The organism is uncultured Campylobacter sp. (assembly GCF_938017705.1).
GTDB lineage: Bacteria > Campylobacterota > Campylobacteria > Campylobacterales > Campylobacteraceae > Campylobacter_B.
The window spans coordinates 1-17,560 of sequence record NZ_CALIIS010000235.1 but is presented as its reverse complement, the minus strand read 5'-3'; the positions used below and the strand labels follow the sequence as shown (position 1 = coordinate 17,560).

Annotated in this window: 19 protein-coding genes, 4 tRNA genes and 1 pseudogene; 11 read left to right on the top strand and 13 right to left on the bottom strand. The window is 49.3% G+C overall.

Annotation, left to right across the window (positions count from 1 at the left end):
* Positions 1 to 253, top strand: a 253-nt coding sequence (locus tag Q0605_RS10860) for a hypothetical protein (protein WP_298706876.1), incomplete at its 5' end; no start/stop codon positions are given.
* Positions 254 to 298: 45 nt separating this feature from the next.
* Here the strand turns inward: Q0605_RS10860 and Q0605_RS10855 are convergent.
* The 4 genes and pseudogenes from Q0605_RS10855 to ribH form a co-directional block, all read right to left on the bottom strand.
* On the bottom strand, positions 299 to 541 hold the full coding sequence (locus Q0605_RS10855) for a helix-hairpin-helix domain-containing protein (RefSeq protein WP_298706875.1): 243 nt from the start codon (positions 539 to 541) through the stop codon (positions 299 to 301).
* 215 nt (positions 542 to 756) lie between these two features.
* Entirely contained in the window at positions 757 to 1,443 is a 687-nt protein-coding gene (pyrF, locus tag Q0605_RS10850; protein WP_363317220.1) for an orotidine-5'-phosphate decarboxylase, read from the bottom strand.
* A gap of 650 nt (positions 1,444 to 2,093) precedes the next feature.
* Positions 2,094 to 2,468: pseudogene (nusB, locus tag Q0605_RS10845) on the bottom strand (transcription antitermination factor NusB); the annotation flags it as partial.
* Position 2,469: 1 nt separating this feature from the next.
* A complete protein-coding gene (ribH, locus tag Q0605_RS10840) occupies positions 2,470 to 2,940 on the bottom strand; it encodes a 6,7-dimethyl-8-ribityllumazine synthase (protein ID WP_295152917.1) in 471 nt (156 codons plus the stop codon).
* A 611-nt stretch (positions 2,941 to 3,551) separates the two neighbouring features.
* On the opposite strand from ribH, the gene sodB reads away from it, so the two are divergent.
* On the top strand, positions 3,552 to 4,175 hold the full coding sequence (gene sodB, locus Q0605_RS10835) for a superoxide dismutase [Fe] (protein WP_298706874.1): 624 nt from the start codon (positions 3,552 to 3,554) through the stop codon (positions 4,173 to 4,175).
* 268 nt (positions 4,176 to 4,443) lie between these two features.
* Here sodB and Q0605_RS10830 read toward each other — a convergent pair whose 3' ends face one another.
* The 5 genes from Q0605_RS10830 to serS all read right to left on the bottom strand — a co-directional run bounded on the left by Q0605_RS10830 (position 4,444) and on the right by serS (position 9,895).
* A complete protein-coding gene (locus tag Q0605_RS10830) occupies positions 4,444 to 5,025 on the bottom strand; it encodes a LysE family translocator (protein ID WP_298706873.1) in 582 nt (193 codons plus the stop codon).
* Positions 5,026 to 5,329: 304 nt separating this feature from the next.
* Positions 5,330 to 6,697 (bottom strand): sodium-dependent transporter, encoded by a 1,368-nt coding sequence (locus Q0605_RS10825; protein WP_298706872.1) that lies wholly within the window; start codon positions 6,695 to 6,697, stop codon positions 5,330 to 5,332.
* A gap of 9 nt (positions 6,698 to 6,706) precedes the next feature.
* On the bottom strand, positions 6,707 to 8,173 hold the full coding sequence (gene rsfS, locus Q0605_RS10820; RefSeq protein WP_298706871.1) for a ribosome silencing factor: 1,467 nt from the start codon (positions 8,171 to 8,173) through the stop codon (positions 6,707 to 6,709).
* Positions 8,170 to 8,637, bottom strand: coding sequence for a hypothetical protein (locus Q0605_RS10815; protein WP_298706870.1), 468 nt, complete (start codon positions 8,635 to 8,637; stop codon positions 8,170 to 8,172). The genes rsfS and Q0605_RS10815 overlap by 4 nt, the downstream gene beginning before the upstream one ends.
* Before the next feature lie 7 nt (positions 8,638 to 8,644).
* On the bottom strand, positions 8,645 to 9,895 hold the full coding sequence (gene serS / locus Q0605_RS10810; RefSeq protein ID WP_298706869.1) for a serine--tRNA ligase: 1,251 nt from the start codon (positions 9,893 to 9,895) through the stop codon (positions 8,645 to 8,647).
* A gap of 139 nt (positions 9,896 to 10,034) precedes the next feature.
* Between serS and Q0605_RS10805 the strand changes: the two genes are divergently transcribed.
* From Q0605_RS10805 to Q0605_RS10780, 6 genes are read left to right on the top strand one after another with little or no spacing between them, the layout of a single operon-like run.
* Positions 10,035 to 10,784 carry a DUF4198 domain-containing protein gene (locus tag Q0605_RS10805; RefSeq protein WP_298706868.1) on the top strand — a complete coding sequence of 250 codons (750 nt, stop codon included), beginning with the start codon at positions 10,035 to 10,037 and terminating at the stop codon, positions 10,782 to 10,784.
* Positions 10,785 to 10,796: 12 nt separating this feature from the next.
* On the top strand, positions 10,797 to 11,510 hold the full coding sequence (locus tag Q0605_RS10800) for a hypothetical protein (RefSeq protein ID WP_298706867.1): 714 nt from the start codon (positions 10,797 to 10,799) through the stop codon (positions 11,508 to 11,510).
* The gene (cbiM, locus tag Q0605_RS10795) at positions 11,500 to 12,099 is read left to right on the top strand and encodes a cobalt transporter CbiM (protein WP_298706866.1); all 600 of its coding nucleotides are present in this window, start codon (positions 11,500 to 11,502) and stop codon (positions 12,097 to 12,099) included. Before Q0605_RS10800 ends, cbiM begins: the two co-directional genes overlap by 11 nt.
* The gene (locus tag Q0605_RS10790; protein ID WP_298706865.1) at positions 12,096 to 12,737 is read left to right on the top strand and encodes a hypothetical protein; all 642 of its coding nucleotides are present in this window, start codon (positions 12,096 to 12,098) and stop codon (positions 12,735 to 12,737) included. The genes cbiM and Q0605_RS10790 overlap by 4 nt, the downstream gene beginning before the upstream one ends.
* The gene (locus Q0605_RS10785; RefSeq protein WP_298706864.1) at positions 12,734 to 13,381 is read left to right on the top strand and encodes an energy-coupling factor transporter transmembrane component T; all 648 of its coding nucleotides are present in this window, start codon (positions 12,734 to 12,736) and stop codon (positions 13,379 to 13,381) included. The genes Q0605_RS10790 and Q0605_RS10785 overlap by 4 nt, the downstream gene beginning before the upstream one ends.
* Positions 13,378 to 14,154, top strand: coding sequence for an ABC transporter ATP-binding protein (locus Q0605_RS10780; RefSeq protein WP_298706863.1), 777 nt, complete (start codon positions 13,378 to 13,380; stop codon positions 14,152 to 14,154). The genes Q0605_RS10785 and Q0605_RS10780 overlap by 4 nt, the downstream gene beginning before the upstream one ends.
* 57 nt (positions 14,155 to 14,211) lie before the next feature.
* Here Q0605_RS10780 and Q0605_RS10775 read toward each other — a convergent pair.
* From Q0605_RS10775 to Q0605_RS10760, 4 genes are all read right to left on the bottom strand, one after another.
* Positions 14,212 to 14,288 (bottom strand) — tRNA-Glu (locus Q0605_RS10775).
* A gap of 246 nt (positions 14,289 to 14,534) precedes the next feature.
* Positions 14,535 to 14,972: a PH domain-containing protein gene (locus Q0605_RS10770; protein WP_298706862.1), complete on the bottom strand. Its 438-nt coding sequence runs from the start codon at positions 14,970 to 14,972 to the stop codon at positions 14,535 to 14,537.
* A 516-nt stretch (positions 14,973 to 15,488) separates the two neighbouring features.
* A complete protein-coding gene (locus Q0605_RS10765; protein WP_298706861.1) occupies positions 15,489 to 16,493 on the bottom strand; it encodes a 3-deoxy-8-phosphooctulonate synthase in 1,005 nt (334 codons plus the stop codon).
* A gap of 51 nt (positions 16,494 to 16,544) precedes the next feature.
* A complete protein-coding gene (locus tag Q0605_RS10760) occupies positions 16,545 to 17,132 on the bottom strand; it encodes a transglycosylase SLT domain-containing protein (protein ID WP_298706860.1) in 588 nt (195 codons plus the stop codon).
* A gap of 128 nt (positions 17,133 to 17,260) precedes the next feature.
* On the opposite strand from Q0605_RS10760, the gene Q0605_RS10755 reads away from it, so the two are divergent.
* The 3 genes from Q0605_RS10755 (at position 17,261) to Q0605_RS10745 (ending at position 17,560) form a co-directional block, all read left to right on the top strand.
* Positions 17,261 to 17,336 (top strand) — tRNA-Val (locus Q0605_RS10755).
* Positions 17,337 to 17,396: 60 nt separating this feature from the next.
* A tRNA-Asp gene (locus Q0605_RS10750) sits at positions 17,397 to 17,473 on the top strand.
* Positions 17,474 to 17,484: 11 nt separating this feature from the next.
* Positions 17,485 to 17,560 (top strand) — tRNA-Lys (locus Q0605_RS10745).

The window sequence follows — 17,560 nt, the reverse complement described above, 5'->3', positions numbered from 1 at the left end:
TATACGGCTTGGCGCGCGCTTGCCAGAAATCGGCGGGATTTTATATTTCGTGCAGGCCGCTTCATCGCAAAGCGTGCCTGTGAATAAATCAAAATTTCATATTGCGGCTATGTTTGTACTTTGCGCTAGCCACTACGCCGCGCCCGTAAAATTTACGCTTTTTGCGCCGCTTTATCGCATTGTGCTCGTAAAACTCGCGTTTAAAATTTGTACCGCTGTTTCGTGCTGCAGATACAGCCGCGTCGGTCGCTAGCAAATCCGTTTAAATTTATAAACGGCGCGGGTCAAATTCGTAAATTTAATCCTTCCAAAGCCACCATTTCAGCTTGGCTTTGTCGGGGTGCGGCGTGCTGGCATAGTAGCAAACCATGCGGTAAACGTAGAGGATGCACTTGTCGCTGCCACGCCCAAGCGCCCTTGTGCGCTCATACATCTCGTCCGGATCTGCGCCCTTTAGCGAAGCGATATCCTCGTAGCCCAGCGCCAGCAGATCCGCCTCTGTCGCCTCACCGACATATGGGATTTTCTTAAAATCGCTCAAATTTTCCTCAAATTTCTTTTAAGCTCCGCCAAGCCTGCCGCTTTGGATGAAATTTAAAATTTCATTCCTGCGCTACGAAGCTCGCTAAATTTTATCTCGCTGCTGCGCGAAGTCACCGTCCAAGTCGCGCTTTTACGATGATTTAATTAAAATTTCTTGCGCGCGAAAACCATGCTTAAAATGATTTTACGCCAAATTTTACACGAGCTCGAGCGTTAAATTTGATCCAAAATCCGCTCGCAAATTTCGCACGGGTTTTGCGCCTGATAGATCGGGCGACCGACCACGATAAAATCAGCCCCCGCCTCGCTCGCGACGCCCAGATCCGCCACTCGCTTTTGATCCCCCGCACTCTCGCCAAACGGCCTCACGCCCGGGCAGAGCGTGATAAAATTTGTGCTCGTTGCGTCCTTTATCAGGCGGCTCTCGTAAGCAGAGCAGACCATGCCGTCAAGCCCCGCTTCGTAGCTCATCACGCTAAATTTGCGCACGGCGTCGCTTAAATTTTGCTCGTAAACCGCGCTAAATTCCATCTCGTCAAAACTAGTTAGCGCAGAGACCGCAAGCACTAGCGGACGCGAAGCTAGCCTATCCAGTCGCTCCATCACCGTAGCCATCGCGCGCTTGCCGCTGCTTGCATGCACGTTTATCATATCTACGCCGATTTTAGCGATCTCCTCGGCGGCGTCCGCCATCGTATTTGGGATATCATAAAGCTTTAAATCGAGGAAAATTTTAAAATTTCCGAGCTTTTTTAGCTCCTCCACAAAGGCTGCTCCGTCACGCAAATAGGCTCGCAAGCCCACTTTTAGCCAAATTTTATCCGCAAAATCCGCAAGTCCCTCCGCTAACTGTAAGCACTGCTGCTTTGAGCCCAGATCAAGCGCGACGCATAGCTTCACCGTTTATCCTTGCCGCGTACTGCGCCTTTGCTGCCCGCAGGTCTTTTCGAGACGGTGCCTCCGCCGCCCGCAGATTTTTTCGGCGCAGTAGAGCTTTTGCGCCCAGCGCTACTTTTCGGCGCAGTATTTTTACCCGCAGCGCCCTTTTTCGGTGCTGTGCTTTTGCCGACTCTGAAATTTCTATCCACGCCCTCTTTTTTCGGCGCGGCGTCTTTGCCTCGTTCGCCTGCCTTAAAATTTTTACCTCGCTCGTCCGTTTTGAAATTTTTGCCCGTTTTCTCCGTCTTAAATTTATCTTTGGTCTTGAAATTTCTCTCCGTTTTAAATTTTTTGCTCGCGGCGGCTTCGGATTTTTTTGCGGATGCGCTGCGAGTTTTCAAATTAGCGGGCTTTTTAGACGGTCTACTTCTGCTCGCCGTAGAATTTTTCGGCGTGCCACTCCTCTTTGTCTTAGTAAAATTTTTTGTCTCGCCGTCCGCGCCTGCGGGGATGAAATTTTTCGCCGTATCGTCCCTGTCCGAAACGGCGGAGCTTTCCGCCGCAGCAGGCTTAAAATTTTTGACTGCCTCCGCAGCGAGCCCAGAATTTTCGCCCGCCGCTGTATTTGGCTTGGAAATTTTATCCGCCGCGATGTTTACGGGGCTGTCTTTTAGGGCGTCCAGCACGCCGTTTATAAACTTTGGCGAGATGCCAAGCTCCTTGGCGGAGTTGATCGCTTCGTTGATGACAATGCCCGCATCGGTGTCCGTAAAGCGTAACTCATACGCCCCGAGCCGCAGTATCGCGCGCTCCAGAGCCGAAATTTCGGCGAGCTTAAATTCCTTTAAATTTTCGTCTATCAGCGCATCGACCGCGGCGAGATTTTCGCTAGCGCCGCGCAGAAGTGCCAGCGTCCAGTTGCGCTGCTCGTTGCGAATGCGCTTCTCCTCCAAATACTCGTCCGCAAAGTCCTCGCCGCCGCCGTTCATATCCTGGGAGTAGAGCAGCGAGATCGCAGCGAGCCTGGCTTGGTGTCTGGTGGCCATTTTACGCCTTTATGTTGCGAAATAGGCTTAGAAGCTCGATCGCACCGCTCATTGCTTCAAAGCCCTTGTTGCCGGCCTTTGAGCCTGCTCGCTCGATCGCTTGCTCGATATTATCGGTAGTCAGCACGCCGAAAGTCACGGGTGCGCCGTATTTTAGCATAGTGTTTGCGATACCTTTGCTTACTTCGGCGCTTACGTAGTCAAAATGCGGAGTAGAGCCGCGGATCACCGCGCCTAGGCAGACGACGGCGTCGTAGAGCTTGGAGCTTAGCGCCTTTTCAAGCGCAAGCGGGATCTCAAAAGCGCCAGGCACCAGCATCAGGCTTAAATTTTCCTCCTTGCCGCCGTGGCGCAAAAACGCATCGTGCGCCCCCTCGACTAGGCGATCGGTGATGATGTGGTTGAAGCGGGCGTTGATGATTAGGATCTTTTCACTGCCCTTAAGAGCAAGCGAGCCTTCGATGATTTTCATGGTTTTCCTTTGCGTTAAATTTAGTGCTAAGCTTAGCTAAATTCGCCAAAATTCTAAATTAATTTCAGCATCGCGGCGCTTGAAATTATGAGAAATAACAAGCGCTTTGCGCGCCAGAAATTTCTCGCGGCGGACGAATATGCCTAAGATCACGGCATCGATCGTGCCGATACCTGTACATACTTAGCATGAGTATTAAAATATGCGAAGCAGGCTCACCTCCGAGTCCTCTTCTAGCGCGACGATCGTTTAGAGTGAAGCGATAAAAAGCGTGCCGAGCCCCGTATATAGGACGTATGCGAGCGCAGCGCTATGTATTTAAAAGCAAGCATAAATATAAAAAGTTCGCAATCGCGCAGATGACGGTAAGTAGCGATTTATGCGTACCGGTAGAGCGCTTAAATCCGTACGCCCGGTCGCGCACAAAAAGCGCTCCGATGAGGGTAAAGCAAAGCTTCGGCGTTAATAAACCACTTAAATTTTAAATTTAAAGCGCGATTGCGATGGCTTAGATTGAAATTCGTCTTAAAATTAATCCTAAATAATAAATTTTATTATTCGTTTAGAAATTTTTGGCTATAATCGCTCCAAATCATTTCAAGGAGAGAAAGATGTTTAAACTTAGAGAGTTGCCGTTCGATGCGGCGCACAACGCGGTCGTAAGCAAGCAAACCTGTGATTATCACCACGGCAAGCACCACGCGACCTATGTGGCAAATTTAAATAAACTTACCGAATCGAGCGAGTTTGCGGGCAAGGGGCTTTACGAGATCGTAACGGCGGCTAGCGGCGGGCTTTTCAATAACGCAGCGCAGGTTTACAACCACGATTTTTACTGGGATTGCATCGCAAAGCCTAGTGAGCCTTCCGCGGAGCTAAAATCGGCGCTAGCGGAAAATTTCGCGGATTTTAAAAGCGAGTTTTTGGCCGCTGCTACGGCGCATTTCGGCTCAGGCTGGGTGTGGCTCGCTTACGATCCCAAATCGGGCAAGCTTTGCATCAAAGCAACCCAGAACGCCGCCACGCCGGTGACCGAAGGGCTCGTGCCGCTTCTAGTCGTGGACGTTTGGGAGCACGCGTATTACATCGACGAGTACAACGCGCGCCCGAAATATCTGGAGAAATTCTACGCGGGTATCAACTGGGAGTTCGTCTCAAGCGCCTATGAATGGGCTAAAAAAGAGGGTCTCGGCTCGGTGAAATTTTACATCGACGAGCTTCACGGCAGAGATTAAATTTTAAAATTTAAGTGGATGCGGCGCGGGACGGGATGCGGTGATGCTACACAAAGCCAAAACCGCCTAAACGCGCTGTAGGGTTCGCTACGGACGATAATTGCCGCGTCGTTTAGCGTACGCGGTCGATCGCTTAAAATTTTAATTCAAAGCTAGCGGCTAAATTTCGGGATTTGTCTCGGAATTTAGCCGCAGCAATATTTCTTTTCAATCTATCTTTTAAATTTAAAAATTCTATCAAAGCTCGGTGCTAAATTTAATCAAAATTTTAGCCCAAAATCATCCACAGCCCGATCGCGCACATCAGCACCGAGCAGAAAATTTCGAGGTATTTCAGGTGGGTTTTCAGCAGATTTTTTAGCACCGCTCCGCCCAGCGCGTAGATGCTAAGGCAGATGCTTTCGCTTACGCACAGCGTAGCGACGAGGGCGAAGGTGCGCGCGCCGAAAAGATTGTCCGCATCCAAAAATGGCGGAAAGAGCGCGGTAAAAAATATCCACGCCTTGGGGTTTGAGACCGCGACTACGAGGCCTTGCAGGAAGATATTTTCGCTGCGCTTCTGTTTTTGTAGCTTAAAATTTCCGCGCGCTAAAAAGGTCGCGACGCCCAGATAGAAAATATACGCGCCGCCTAAAATTTTAATCGTGCTAAGCGCCGCAGGGTGTGCAAGCAGAATGCCCGCGACGCCGAATATGCACGCAAGCGCCACGGCTGCAACGCCTAGCACCTGCGCCAGCAGCGCAGGCAGCGCCCTAAGATAGCCGCGCGCGATGCCGAGATTTAGCGCATAGGTCATGTTGATGCCCGGCATCAGCGATATCGGGAAGATCGTAAGAAAAAACAGAAGCATTACAAACCCCTAAATTGCGGCTAAATTTTAAATTTATCGCGAGCCTGTCGCGGAAATTTTAAGGTGCGGCGGCAAATGAAATTTTAAAATTCCGCCGCGTCTTTTTGCGATTATCATCACGCTTATACGGCGCGTGCAGATAAAATTTTAAAATTTCTACGCGCCTTAGCACAAAACATATCGCAGCGTGCAGCATCGCGTAAAAACTCACGCCGCAGTGCGGGTAAGGCAGCGAATGAAATTTTAAAATTCCGCCGCACCGCCGCGGGTAAATTTAAAATTTAAAACTCTCGCGGTTTTAAATTTAGCCGAAAATCCCGTATCCGAAGATCACCGCGATGATAAGCGGCAGGATAAATTTGACGTACAAAAACCAAACTCCCGCGAGCCTTGCGCTCAAATCGCCTTCGTTGGTGAGCTCGTAGATCGCGTCCTTTTTCAGCACCCAGCCCACGTAGATGCAGCACAGAAGCGCCGTAAGCACGAAAAATACGTTCGCGCTTACGAAGTCGAAGGCATCAAAAACCGAGCGCCCCAGAATTTTAACGTCCGCAAGCACGCTGCTTGAGAGTATGCAGGGTAGGTTGCCGAGCACGAAGACGCCGCCGAGCGTTAAATTTACCGCCTTTAACGTTGAAAAGCCGAAGCGTTCCTCGACGAAATTTATGATGACCTGATAGATCGTGATCGACGTCGTAAGCGCGGCGATGAGCAAAATCGAGAGAAAGACCACCGCGACGGCGTTGCCGAACGGCATGTGCGAAAACGCGATCGGCAGGCTCTTAAAAACCAGCGACGAGCCGCTGCTCGGCTCAAGCCCCGCGCTAAAGAGCGACGGGAAGATCATAAAGCCGGCAAGCACGGCGATGAGGGTGTTTACGACCGCGGTGATGGTGGCCGTTTGCATCAGCTTTTCGTCTTTGTTTAAAAAGCTTGATAGCGTGATCATCACGCCGAAACCGAGTGAGAGCGCAAAAAAGACCTGTCCCAAAACGTCGATTAAGAGCTTGGGCGTAATCTTTGCAAAATCGACGCCGAGATAAAATTTCACGCCTTCCTTTGCGCCCTCAAGCGTTAAATTTGTAAGAATTACGGCGATGAAGCATAAAAATAGCGCGGGCATTAGAAATTTTACAAATTTTTCGATCCCCTCGATGATGCCGTTTTTCAAAATATACCAGTTGATCGCTATGAAAACGAGCGTGTAAGCTCCGACGCCGAGTGGGCTATTTTCGATGTGATCTGCGTAGAATTTTTGCGTAAATGCGGGGTCGGTGATCCGCGCGGAGAGGTCGAAGTTGCCGCTTACGATGTTTACGATATAGGTTAGCACCCAGCCGCCAAGAACCATATAATAGGCCAAAATTCCAAACGCGCCGATTACGCCCATGATGCCTACGATTTTCCATGCTGGCTTTATGCGCGAGCCGTCCTTTTTAGGCGCCGTGAAGGCATCGACGCAGTTTCTTAGCGCGCGGCGTCCGATGACGTTTTCTACCAAGATCATCGGGATCCCAAGCACGATCATCGCGATGCAAAACACGAGCACGTAGGCGCCGCCACCATTTTCGCCGACTAAATACGGAAACCGCCACGTGCAGCCAAAGCCGATCGTGGCGCCTGCGACGGTTAAGATATATGTGAGCTTGCTGCTCCAGGTCTGTCTCGGCACGCTTCCTCCTTAAAATTGCTCTTTTTTGAGCTTGTCGAGGAAGTCCTCGATATTGTATTTGGCGCGGTAAGTCTCGCTGATGAGATGGACTATGATGTCGCCGAGATCGACGACGCTCCACTCATCGCCGCTTTCGATAGCCAAAAACTCCTCCCCAAGCGGCTTGAGCACGCTTTTTAGCTCCTCGATGAGCGAGGCGGCGTGGCGGGCGGTTAGCGTAGTAGCGATAACTACGAATTTTGCGATATATTCGCGCCCCTCCATATCGATGATCTGGACGTCTTCGGCTTTCTTTTCGTTTAAAATTTCGGCGATCCGCTCCGCCCTTTGCTTTGGATCTTGCATATCTTTCCTTTTATAAAATTTTATGACCTCTGCTGCGATCTTGGGCGGGATTTCGCCTTTGAAATCTCGCCTAAAACCGCTTGAGCTCGCATCTACGGCAATCTCGATCCGCTTTAGGCTCGCCCACTGCCGCGGGATCTCGTAGCCGGGCCGCGTAAGCACGACAAACTCCGCTAATTTCTGCATCTCGCTAAAGTCGCGCCATTTATGAAGCTCTGATAGGTTGTCGGCCCCCACGACGATGTAGAGCTTTGGTGCTATGTCTGCTCCGCTCGCATCGCTTGCGTCATCCATGTCATTTGCGTCACCTGCGTCACCTGCGCTATTTGCGCTACCCACGCAATTTGCGCCGCCTGCGTCAGCCATGCAATTCGCATTACCGCTTGGAATTTCGCTTGCGCTTGAAAATTTGCCTGTGACGGCGTTTAAAATTTCACTTGAGGCGGCACTTGAAATTCTGCCTGCATCTGAAATTTCGTTCCGCCCAGCATTCGGAATTTTGACAACGTCTGAAATTTCGTTCCGGGCGGCGTTCGGAATTCTGCTCGCGCTTAAGATTTTATCTCCGGCGGAGTTTGAAACCTCGCTCATGACGACATTAGACATTCTATTTGCGGCGACATTTGAAACTTCGTCCGTATTTGAAATTTTATCTACGCTTCGTGTTTCGCTAGCATCTCCTGCGCTGCCCGCCTCACTCGTGCCGTCGCGAGGAATTTTACCTACCTTACTTTGTGAAATCCCGCCCGTTTCGCTTTCACTGCCGACCGAAATTTGATCCGCCGTGCTGCCTTGCAGAATTTTACCCATTTCAACCGCCGTCTCTGCTGCGATTTTGCTGTTTCCGCCATGTTTTTCGAGCAGAAATTTCACGCTTTGTATCGTGGGTACCGGCACGTTTTGCGAAATTTCATAATCGCTCACCTCCACGTGTGGGGCGTCGCTCCACAGCGCGCGGCACCATTTTAGCCGCAGCTGCGGAGGCGCCGAAAAGCTCTTTTTAAACGGGTTTAGAAACGACGGCATTATGACCAGCAAATCGGGCTTTAGGGCGGATAAGATCGCCCTTACCGCGGCGTCGTGTCCTGCGTGCGGCGGATCGAAACTGCCGCCGAAAAGCGCGATTTTCACGCGCCTGCTCCGCGCCGTTTCGCGCCGCAAAATTTCTCGCCCTTCGCCGCAAATTCCGCGGCATAAAATTTTGCGCGGCACAATCTTGCTTTATGAAATTTTACGCTGTAAAATTCCGCTTCGCCAAATTTTGTTTCAAAAAATCTCGCGTTTTGCGGCGCGGCGCAAAGGCTAGGACTGCGTCGCAGCCCTTTTGCGGCGGCAAATTTGAAAAGCGCGTCGCCGCGGAATTTTACCCCGCCAAATTTCACTTCGCCAAATTTCATTTTAAGCTCTGAATTTGGCGTCTGGAGCTTTATCTCGTGAAATTTCGTGCCGTACAATTCTGCAGCGCGAGTTAAAAAATCCGTCTCGCGCAATCTAGCTTTATAAAATTTAACGCCGCGATCCATAAATTTTACCGCGCAAAATCCAGCGGCTGCGAAGCGGGTGTTAGAATTTGGGTTTTTCCAAAGCTTTCGCACGGGCCGCCTACATATATTTTTCTAAAACGCGCGGAATTTCGATGCTGCCGTCCTTGCGCTGGTAGTTTTCCATCACCGCAATCAGCGTACGGCCGACCGCGAGCGAGGAGCCGTTTAACGTGTGAACGAGGCTGTTTTTCTTGCCGTCTTTGAAACGGATCTTGGCTCTGCGCGCCTGAAAATCGCGGCAGTTGCTGATCGAGCTGATCTCTCTGTATTGGTTCTGTCCCGGCAGCCAAACCTCCAAATCCACGGTCTTTGCGGCGCTAAAGCCCAGATCGCCGCTGCAAAGCAGCATGTGTCTGTGCGGAAGGCCAAGGCTAGCTAGCAGATCGCTCGCGCATGAAATCATCTCCTCAAGCATCTTTGCGCTATCTTCGGGGCGCGTGATGGCGACGAGTTCGACCTTTTCGAACTGGTGCTGGCGGATCATGCCGCGCGTATCGCGCCCCGCCGAGCCCGCCTCCTTGCGAAAGCAGTGGCTGTAGCTGGTGAGCTTGATCGGCAGCTCCTCGCTGCGTAAAATTTCATCGTTAAAGAGATTCGTCGCCGTAACCTCGCTCGTAGGGATGAGGTAGAGGTTTTGCTCCTCGTCGTCAACGCGGTAGAGGTCGTCTTTAAATTTAGGCAGCTGGCCCGTGCCGTAGAGGATCTGATCGCGCACCAAAAACGGCATATTTACGAGCTCGAAGCCGCGTGAGTTATTAAATTCGATCATGTAATTGATGAGAGCCATATTCAGCTTCGCGCCAAGACCTCTGATTGCGGTAAAGCGGCTGCCGCTGAGTTTGACGCCGCGCTCGAAATCAAGCCATCCCAGCGCCTCGCCGAGCTCGAAGTGCTGCTTGGGCGCGAAGTCGAATGCGCGCGGATCAAGCACCTTTTTGATACAGACGTTTTCGTTCTCGTCCGCACCGATCGGCACGTCGTCGTCGATGATATTCGGCACGCACGCGGCGATCGCTTCTAAGCTTTGCTCGCGCTCATTTACAAGCTCGCTTAGGCTTTGGATCTTTTGCTTGTTTTCCTCAAGCTGCGATTTTAGCGCGCCCACGTCTCTGCCCTCGCGCGCGGCGAGGCCGAGCTCCTTACTCTTTGCATTTTGCACGGCTTGAAGGTTCTCTAACTCCGTCTTTTTGGATTTTAGCTCGTTGTAGACATCTAGTAGCGTTTGCAGGGTTTGCGGCGGGACTTTTTTGGCGATGAGTTTTTTATTAAATTCGTCGAAATTCGTCTCGATAAGTTTTAAATTTATCATTTTCTGCCTCTTTTTGGTAATTTAAATTGCGATATTTTAACTAAAGTTTGCTTTAAATACTCAAAATAAACCCACATTTAAGCAATACGGATGAAAAAAGTGATACAATTCCGTAATATTTTATTATGAAAGGTATTACATGAAAGCAAAATTTGCTTTTTTAGGAATTTTCGCGGCGAGCCTTGCGTTCGCGCATTTTGGTATTCTTACGACGGATAAAAATGTCGTAGAGGACAAAAAAGATGCTACTTTAAAGCTAAATTTGGAATTCTCCCATCCGTTTTTACAGGAGTCTATGAATCTACAAAAGCCCGCAGAATTCGGCGTTTTTATTGATGGTGAGAAAAAATCGCTCCTAGGCAGCCTAAAAGAGCAGAAAAAGGGCGAAAATTCCTATTTTGCGGCGGAATTTAAAGCTGACAAGCCATCGCTTTTGGCGTTTTATTTCGATCCGAAACCATATGCCGAGCCGGCTGAGCGCAAGATGATCCGCCATATCACCAAAACCTATGTTGATGCTTACGGCGCGGGCGAAGGCTGGGATAAGCCGCTCGGGCTAGAGGCGGAGATCGTACCGCTCGTGCGGCCTTATGCGCTGTATACAGGCGAGATATTTAGCGGAGTTTTTTTATTGCACGGAAGACCCGTCCCAGGCGCGGACGTAGAGATCGAGCTATATAACGATAAAGGCTACAAAGCCCCTAGCGAGGCGCATGTCACGCAGGTCGTTAAAACCAACGGCGCGGGCGAGTTTAGCTTCGTGATGCCGGTTGCCGGCTGGTGGGGCTTTGCGGCTCTTAGCGAGGAGGAAGCCGCCAAAGGAAGCGAGCAGCCCGTAAATGAGCTGGGAGCCGTGCTTTGGATCAAAGCAGACGAGCTGAAAAAATAGGGGAGCGGCTCGGTGAGATCTCTTTTTTTGGGCGAAATTTGCGCGGCTACGGATAAATTTAAATTTACGCTTGGGCAGGGCTTTGAAATTTTATTTTCGCGCGTTTTGCTTGGCGACGTAAAATTTCCATCGAATTCTGCAGTTAAAATTTTAAATGGCAAAATTCCGCCGAGTAAAATTTTAAGTAACGAAGCTCTGCTGCGTAAAATTTTGCTCGGTAGAAATTCGCTCTTAGTAGCTTCGAGCCGTAAAATTCCATACCCGTGGATTTACGAACGTAAAATATCGGCGCGCAAAATTTCGTTTTTTGAAATTTTACAAGCCCTGCCTTTTAAAATTTCGCAAGCTCTGTTTCGCCGCGCGAGCACTGCGCCGAGATCGATCAGGGCTTTAAATTTTGCGTCGCAAAATCCGCTTGTCGCTCTTACAAATGTAGCAAGCGAAAATTCTTGCGCCATGCAAGCCGTAAAATTTATCAAATTTACTGGTTCCGCAAGCAGCTCCGAGACCGTTCCGAGTCTTGCGCTGACAGCCGCCGCAGATAGGACGCAAGCCGCGAGTTTTACAGCCGCAAATTTTGCCGCGACTAAAGCTGCAAAGGAAAAACCTGTAGCAATCAAGGCAATTATCGCAAAGGTCGAAAAGCTATTAAATTTAGAAACTTCGCGCGTTTTTGCGCGTCTAAAAAACGGGAGCGATTTAAAGGAGGCGAGCCGTGCACATTAGCGAAGGAGTTTTGAGCGCGCCCGTGCTGCTTGCCGGCTGGGCGGTTACGACGCCTGCGGTAGCGGCGATTTTATGGCGCGTAAGGCAGTCTGAAATCCCTAGGATCGCATGTTTTAGCGCGCTGTTTTTCGTCGCATCTTTTGTGCACCTGCCCGTGGGGGTCAGCTCCATGCACCTGATGCTAAGCGGGCTCGTGGGCGCGTTTTTGGGCTCGCGCGCGATCTTGGCGATTTTCGTCGCGCTATTTTTGCAAGGGGTATTTTTCGGCTTTGGAGGGCTTAGCGTGCTCGGCGTAAATACCGCAGTCATCGGCTTTCCGGCGGTTTTGGGCGGGCTCTTTGCCGCCGCCGCAAAAGCGCAAGAGCTAAAAGTGCGCATGCAAAAAATTTATCTATTTTTGGCAGGTTTCGTGCCGATCGTCTGCTCGATGCTACTTCTTGATCTCGTGCTTTTCATCAGCGGGCGGGAGTTTTTTGCTATCGCGACGCTCATCTCGCTTGAAGGCGCAATCTTAGCTGTTTTGGAAGGGATCATCACTCTTTTTGCGCTTAGCTTTATTGCGAAATTTTACGGCGGACAGAGGCGATGAGAGCGCTATTTTTCTTAACGGTTTTGAGCTCCTTTGCATTTTCGCATGCGCTTCATCTTTTTGCAACTCAAGAGGGCGATAGAGTGGCGATTTATAGCTATTTTTATAAAAATTCTCCCTGCATGCAGTGCGAAGTTTTAATCAGTGCGGATGGGCGCGAAATTTTGCGCACTAGGACCGATAAAGAGGGACTTGCGAGCATACGAATACCCGCTAAAAATTTTACTATTCAAATTTACGGAGGTGCAGGGCACGGCGCACAGATGGAATTTGGCGCCGAAGGCTTTACGCCGCAGGATTCCGGTGATCCTGAAAATTCCACGCCACAAAATTCTGACGTTTCTGAAAATCCTATGCCGCAAAATTTGAACGCCGCTAAAAATTCCGCGTCCGAAGGCAGCGCATCCAAAAATATCGCACCTAAAGACAGGGTATCTGAAGATAAAATTTCAAGCACTTCCGAGCTTTTGGAAAATTCCACCTCCCAAAGTATCTCGCCGAAAGAAAACTCCAAAAATGACATTCAAAGCATGGCGTTTCAAAGCCAGCCTGCCGAGGCGCCTAAAATCGCGCTTTGTTTGGCCTTGATTTTCGGCTTTTTTGCTTTGATGTGGCTAGCGAAAAGAGCGCGCAAATGAGCCCCGCCGTATCACTGCTCGCGTTTTTCATCTTCAGCTTCGGCGTCGGACTTAGCGAGCAGCTTTACGCGGCGTTTTTTGCCCCGCCGCTACTTCTTTTTGCGCTTAAAATTTCGATTGCGCGCGCAGTATGTGCAAGGCTTGCGGTATTAAATATCTTTGCTATTTTAAGCGCGTTAAGCCCCGCCATAGTCGGCAACTACGAGCTTGCGGGCGTGATATTTTTGCGCGCGAATTTGATAATGGCGTTTGCGATTTTGCTATTTTACGGCAAGGATGAATATTTTTTCGCGCGCGGATTTTACGGGCTCGGGCTCGGCGAAAAGCTAAGCTCTTTGGTGTATTGCTGCGGGCGATTCGTAAATTTTTTACGCTCGGATCTAGCAAGGCTGCAAGCTCTTTTGCGGATGCGCGGATTTGTGGGGACGAGCGGAATTTTCACTTATAAAATTTATGCGAATTTGATCGGGATTTTAGTGATTTCGGCACTTGAGCAGGCAAGGAATTTAAGCATGGTGATGAGCGCGCGAGGGTTTTGCGGTAGGCTATTTTACGAACGTCGCGAGGGATTGAGCGTCTCGGAGGTCTCGTTTTTGGCGTTCGTGCTGGCGTGCGTATCTGTTAAAATCGGGGCTATCTTATGAGCTGCTCGCTTAAGGCGCTGGATTTAAGCGCTAAAAACGGCGAGCGAGAAATTTTTCGCGGTGTAAATTTGAGCGTAGGGCATAAGGAAAAAGTGGCGATCTTGGGCGCGAACGGGCAGGGCAAGACGAGCCTGCTTCAAATTTTAGGCGGCCTAAGGCAATGGGGCGAGGGCGAGATCGAGCTTTTCGGCGAGAAGCTTGAGTGTGCGGAGGATTTTATAAAATTTCGCCACGAGATCGGGTTTTTGTTTCAAAACAGCGACGATCAATTTTTGTGCGCGAGCGTGTTTGAGGACGTCGCATTTAGCCTGCGTGCGCAAAATGAGCGGCTAAAACGAGCGCAAAATGCGGAGAAAAGGCGTGGAATTTTTTCTAAATTTTTTGGTCGTAATGCGCAAATTTTAAGGCAGGGCAACGAAAACGACCATCTAAAAAAGCTTGAAATTTTAAGCGAAGAGCAGATCGAGCGCAAGGCGCTGGAGACGCTGCGACGCTTGGGAATAGAGCATCTGCGCGAGCGAGTGCCCTTTCATCTAAGCGGCGGCGAGAAAAAGCTGGTGGCGCTTGCGGGCGCGCTGGTGTGCGAGCCTAGGATACTGCTACTGGACGAGCCTACGACGGCGCTTGATGAGGCGATGCAGGAGCGCGTGGCGGGGATTTTGGCGGAGCTTGACGTAAGCGAGATCATCGTCTCGCACGATAAAAGCTTCATCGATAAAATCGCGGATAAAATCTATTATTTGAAATCTAACGGGCTATATGAAAGCCCATGATAAAATCATAGATAAATTTATCATTTAAAATTATGATGCTTGTATAGAAGTCCATAATGGCGACCCTTGCGGGATTTGAACCACGCGTTTTCGCACTGAGAATGCAACGTCCTGAGCCACTAGACGAAAAGGTCAAGAAGCTGCATTATAGCGACAAAAACAAAATTTTAGATAAAATACTAAATGTGGTGTCTTAATATGACTATGAATTTTTTGGAATTTTAAAGAACGACACAGTGCTTATTGAGCTACGTTATTTAGATTAAAATTTAAAGTGCGATGGATATAATTTTAATTTTAGTCAATCGCACTTATTTTTGAGATAAATTTGGGATGTAAAATTTTATGATTTAGCTGAAATTTTATATGCAAGACGAAGCCTAGCCGATCTTTTCCATCGCCTTGTTTTTAAACGCTACTGGATTAGCGACAAATTGGAAGCTAACCGCCGTGCCGCCGGTACCTCGCACCACTATGGTGCCGAATTTTAAAATTCTCCCCAAAATACTCTGCGCCACGGATATGCTTTCGATTTTTTCATATTTTAGCTCCACCGTTTCGCGACTGATAAGACCCTTTTTGCCGATTATACGCTGATTGGTGATGGCGAGCTCATTTGTCTTTAAAACAATAAACCCGTGAATTAGCGCCGCTATAAAACCGCCGAAGCATATGAATGAAAGTCTATCGTCTTTATTTATGATCCCAACTATCGCGGGAATCAATATGACGATAGCGGAGATAAAAACCGCCCAGTGAATTTTGGCTTTAGCAATTACATTTTCGCCATTCAGAAGGTTAGACTCTACGTAACCCATAAATATCCTTTAAAAGAATTTTAGGCTTGAATTATATCTCCGCCCCATTAATCTTGACTTAAATTTTCTGCGGCGGCGGTTCGCACGGCGGCGGCTTGGACAACCGGAATTTGCGCGTAAAATTTGCATTAAATTTTACGCAGATGGTTGCGAAATTTGGCGCAAAATTTATGGCTAAATTCTGCGCGCTAGGCTTTTAAAATTGTAAATTTAGCGGCGCGAAATTGCCCCGCTCGCGCTGGGCGATAGGCGCATGCCGCATAAATTTTATCAAAGCCTCGAAGTTTGATGAAGCGCGCGTGGAGTTTAAAATTTTACAAATACGCTAAATTTTATAGTCGCGCGATAAATTTGAATTTTTAGCGCACGATATGCGAACTCGCTATGGTTGAAGCAAGCCCTTGTGAATATAAAATTTGTTAGCACAAAGTGCAAAAAAGCGGCTAGCGTGGGCAACGGTGCGAAATTAAAATTTAAACTCGCTAGCCTCAATTTGAAATTTTGTAGCCGCCCGCTCTAAAATCCTAGCGCTTTTTGAATCGCGAGCGTCTGCGCGACAACGTGCTCGAGCTGCTCTAAATTTAGCATATTCGGTCCATCCGAAAGCGCGTGGGCGGGATCGGGGTGCGTTTCGTAAAAAAATCCGTCCACGCCCACGGCCGCCGCCGCTCGCGCGAGATACGGCACGAAACGCGAGTCGCCGCCGCTCGTAGCGCCGATACTAGGCATCTGCACGCTGTGCGTCGCGTCGAAAATGACCGGCGCAAACTCGCGCATAATCGGCAGCGAGCGCATATCGACGATCAAATTTCCGTAGCCGAATGTGCTACCGCGCTCAGTGAGCCAAACGCCGTAGCGGCGCGCCAGATCGTGCATCCCGTCGCCGCTCGGCTGCGCGGCGTTTGGAGCAGAATTTGCAGCATTCGAAGCATCGCAAGCATGGGCGGAATTTTGCGCGTCCAATCGCGCACCGCAATAATTTTGCACGCCTAGTGCCGAAGATTCGTCATTCGCACCGCTTCGAGCGCTGTTTTGCGCGTTACAAATTTCGGTATCGCTAGATGTCGCGCCGCTTTGCGGGGTATAAGCCCGTGCGCTGCGGGTTTGCAGAACCTTTTCGACGCTGTGTTTCATTGCCTGCGGCGATAAAAACTGACCTTTTTTGATATTTACTACCGCTTGCGTGCTGGCTGCGGAGACGAGTAGGTCGGTTTGGCGGCACAAAAACGCGGGTATCTGCAGCACGTCGGCGACGCGCGCGGCGGGCTCCGCCTGGTAGCTTTCGTGGATGTCGGTTAAAATTTTATAGCCGAACTTTTCCTTTACTTCGGCTAAAATTTCGCAGCCGCGCTGCAATCCCGGGCCGCGGAAGCTTGAGATGCTTGTGCGGTTGGCTTTATCGAAGCTGCTTTTAAAGTAAAATTCCACCCCGCTCATTTCGTTAAATTTGCGTAAACTTTCCGCGACTTTCATTATTAGCTCGCGGCTTTCGATCACGCAGGGTCCTGCGATCAGTATCATGAAATATCCTTTTTTAAAATTTGCGCGATTTTAGCGAAATTTTGCTAACTCTTAATAGGGCTTGCCGAAAAATTTCTCGTAATGCTCGTAAAAGCGCTTGTAGTAGGGGTTTGAGTAGCGTTTTCGCATACCGTAGTTGTAGCACTCGATCGTGTCTTTGATATTTTTATTTTTGGCGTTCCAGCATTTACGCAGGATTTTGGCGCATTTGGTGAGGTTGTACATCGGGTTGAATATATAATCTATCTCATTTTGGCTGAAATTTACGGCGTTTAGCTGCCCGAGCCCTACGTCGATGCTAAAGCCGTCCTCGTACAGGTACTTGGCGATCTGCACGGCGTAAATTTCGTTTGCTGGTATGATCGTAACGACCCATTTGCTGGAATTTAGGCTATAGTTGCTCGTTTTGATGCGGACATTTTGATTGCGCAGGCCTGCAAAATAATCGGCGTTTGCTTTGTTCGTCAAAAAGGAGATCGTGTAGGGCTCGAAGTCGCTTTCGATTTTGACGATGGTGTATAAAATTTCAGGCTTTACCCCTTCGTTTTGCGCTACTACGGCGATGGCGTTTACGATCTCGTTCGGCGAGTAAGCGGGAGCTTGAAGCGCCAAAAACAGGGCGAAAAGCAACTTTTTCATCTAAATTTACCGAGCCTTTGATAAAATTTTATGTCGCAAGTATAGCACAATTTCAGCCTTTTCATCATTGTTTAAGTGAAAATTAATCGTATTGGATATATAATCACATTTCTTTTTTAAACCCAAACGGTCGCTTAGCTCAGCTGGTAGAGCGCCACCCTTACAAGGTGGATGTCGCAGGTTCGATCCCTACAGCGACCACCATTTTGAAATCCTTGGATTTCATACTTCTTTAGCACTTGCGTTGCGAGTGTGATTTTTGGTGCGACGGTAGTTCAGCTGGTTAGAATGCCGCCCTGTCACGGCGGAGGTCGGGGGTTCGAGCCCCATTCGTCGCGCCACTTCTTACGATGTCTTGCTAGCTCAGTAGGTAGAGCATCTCACTTTTAATGAGGGGGTCGTTGGTTCGAATCCAACGCAGGACACCA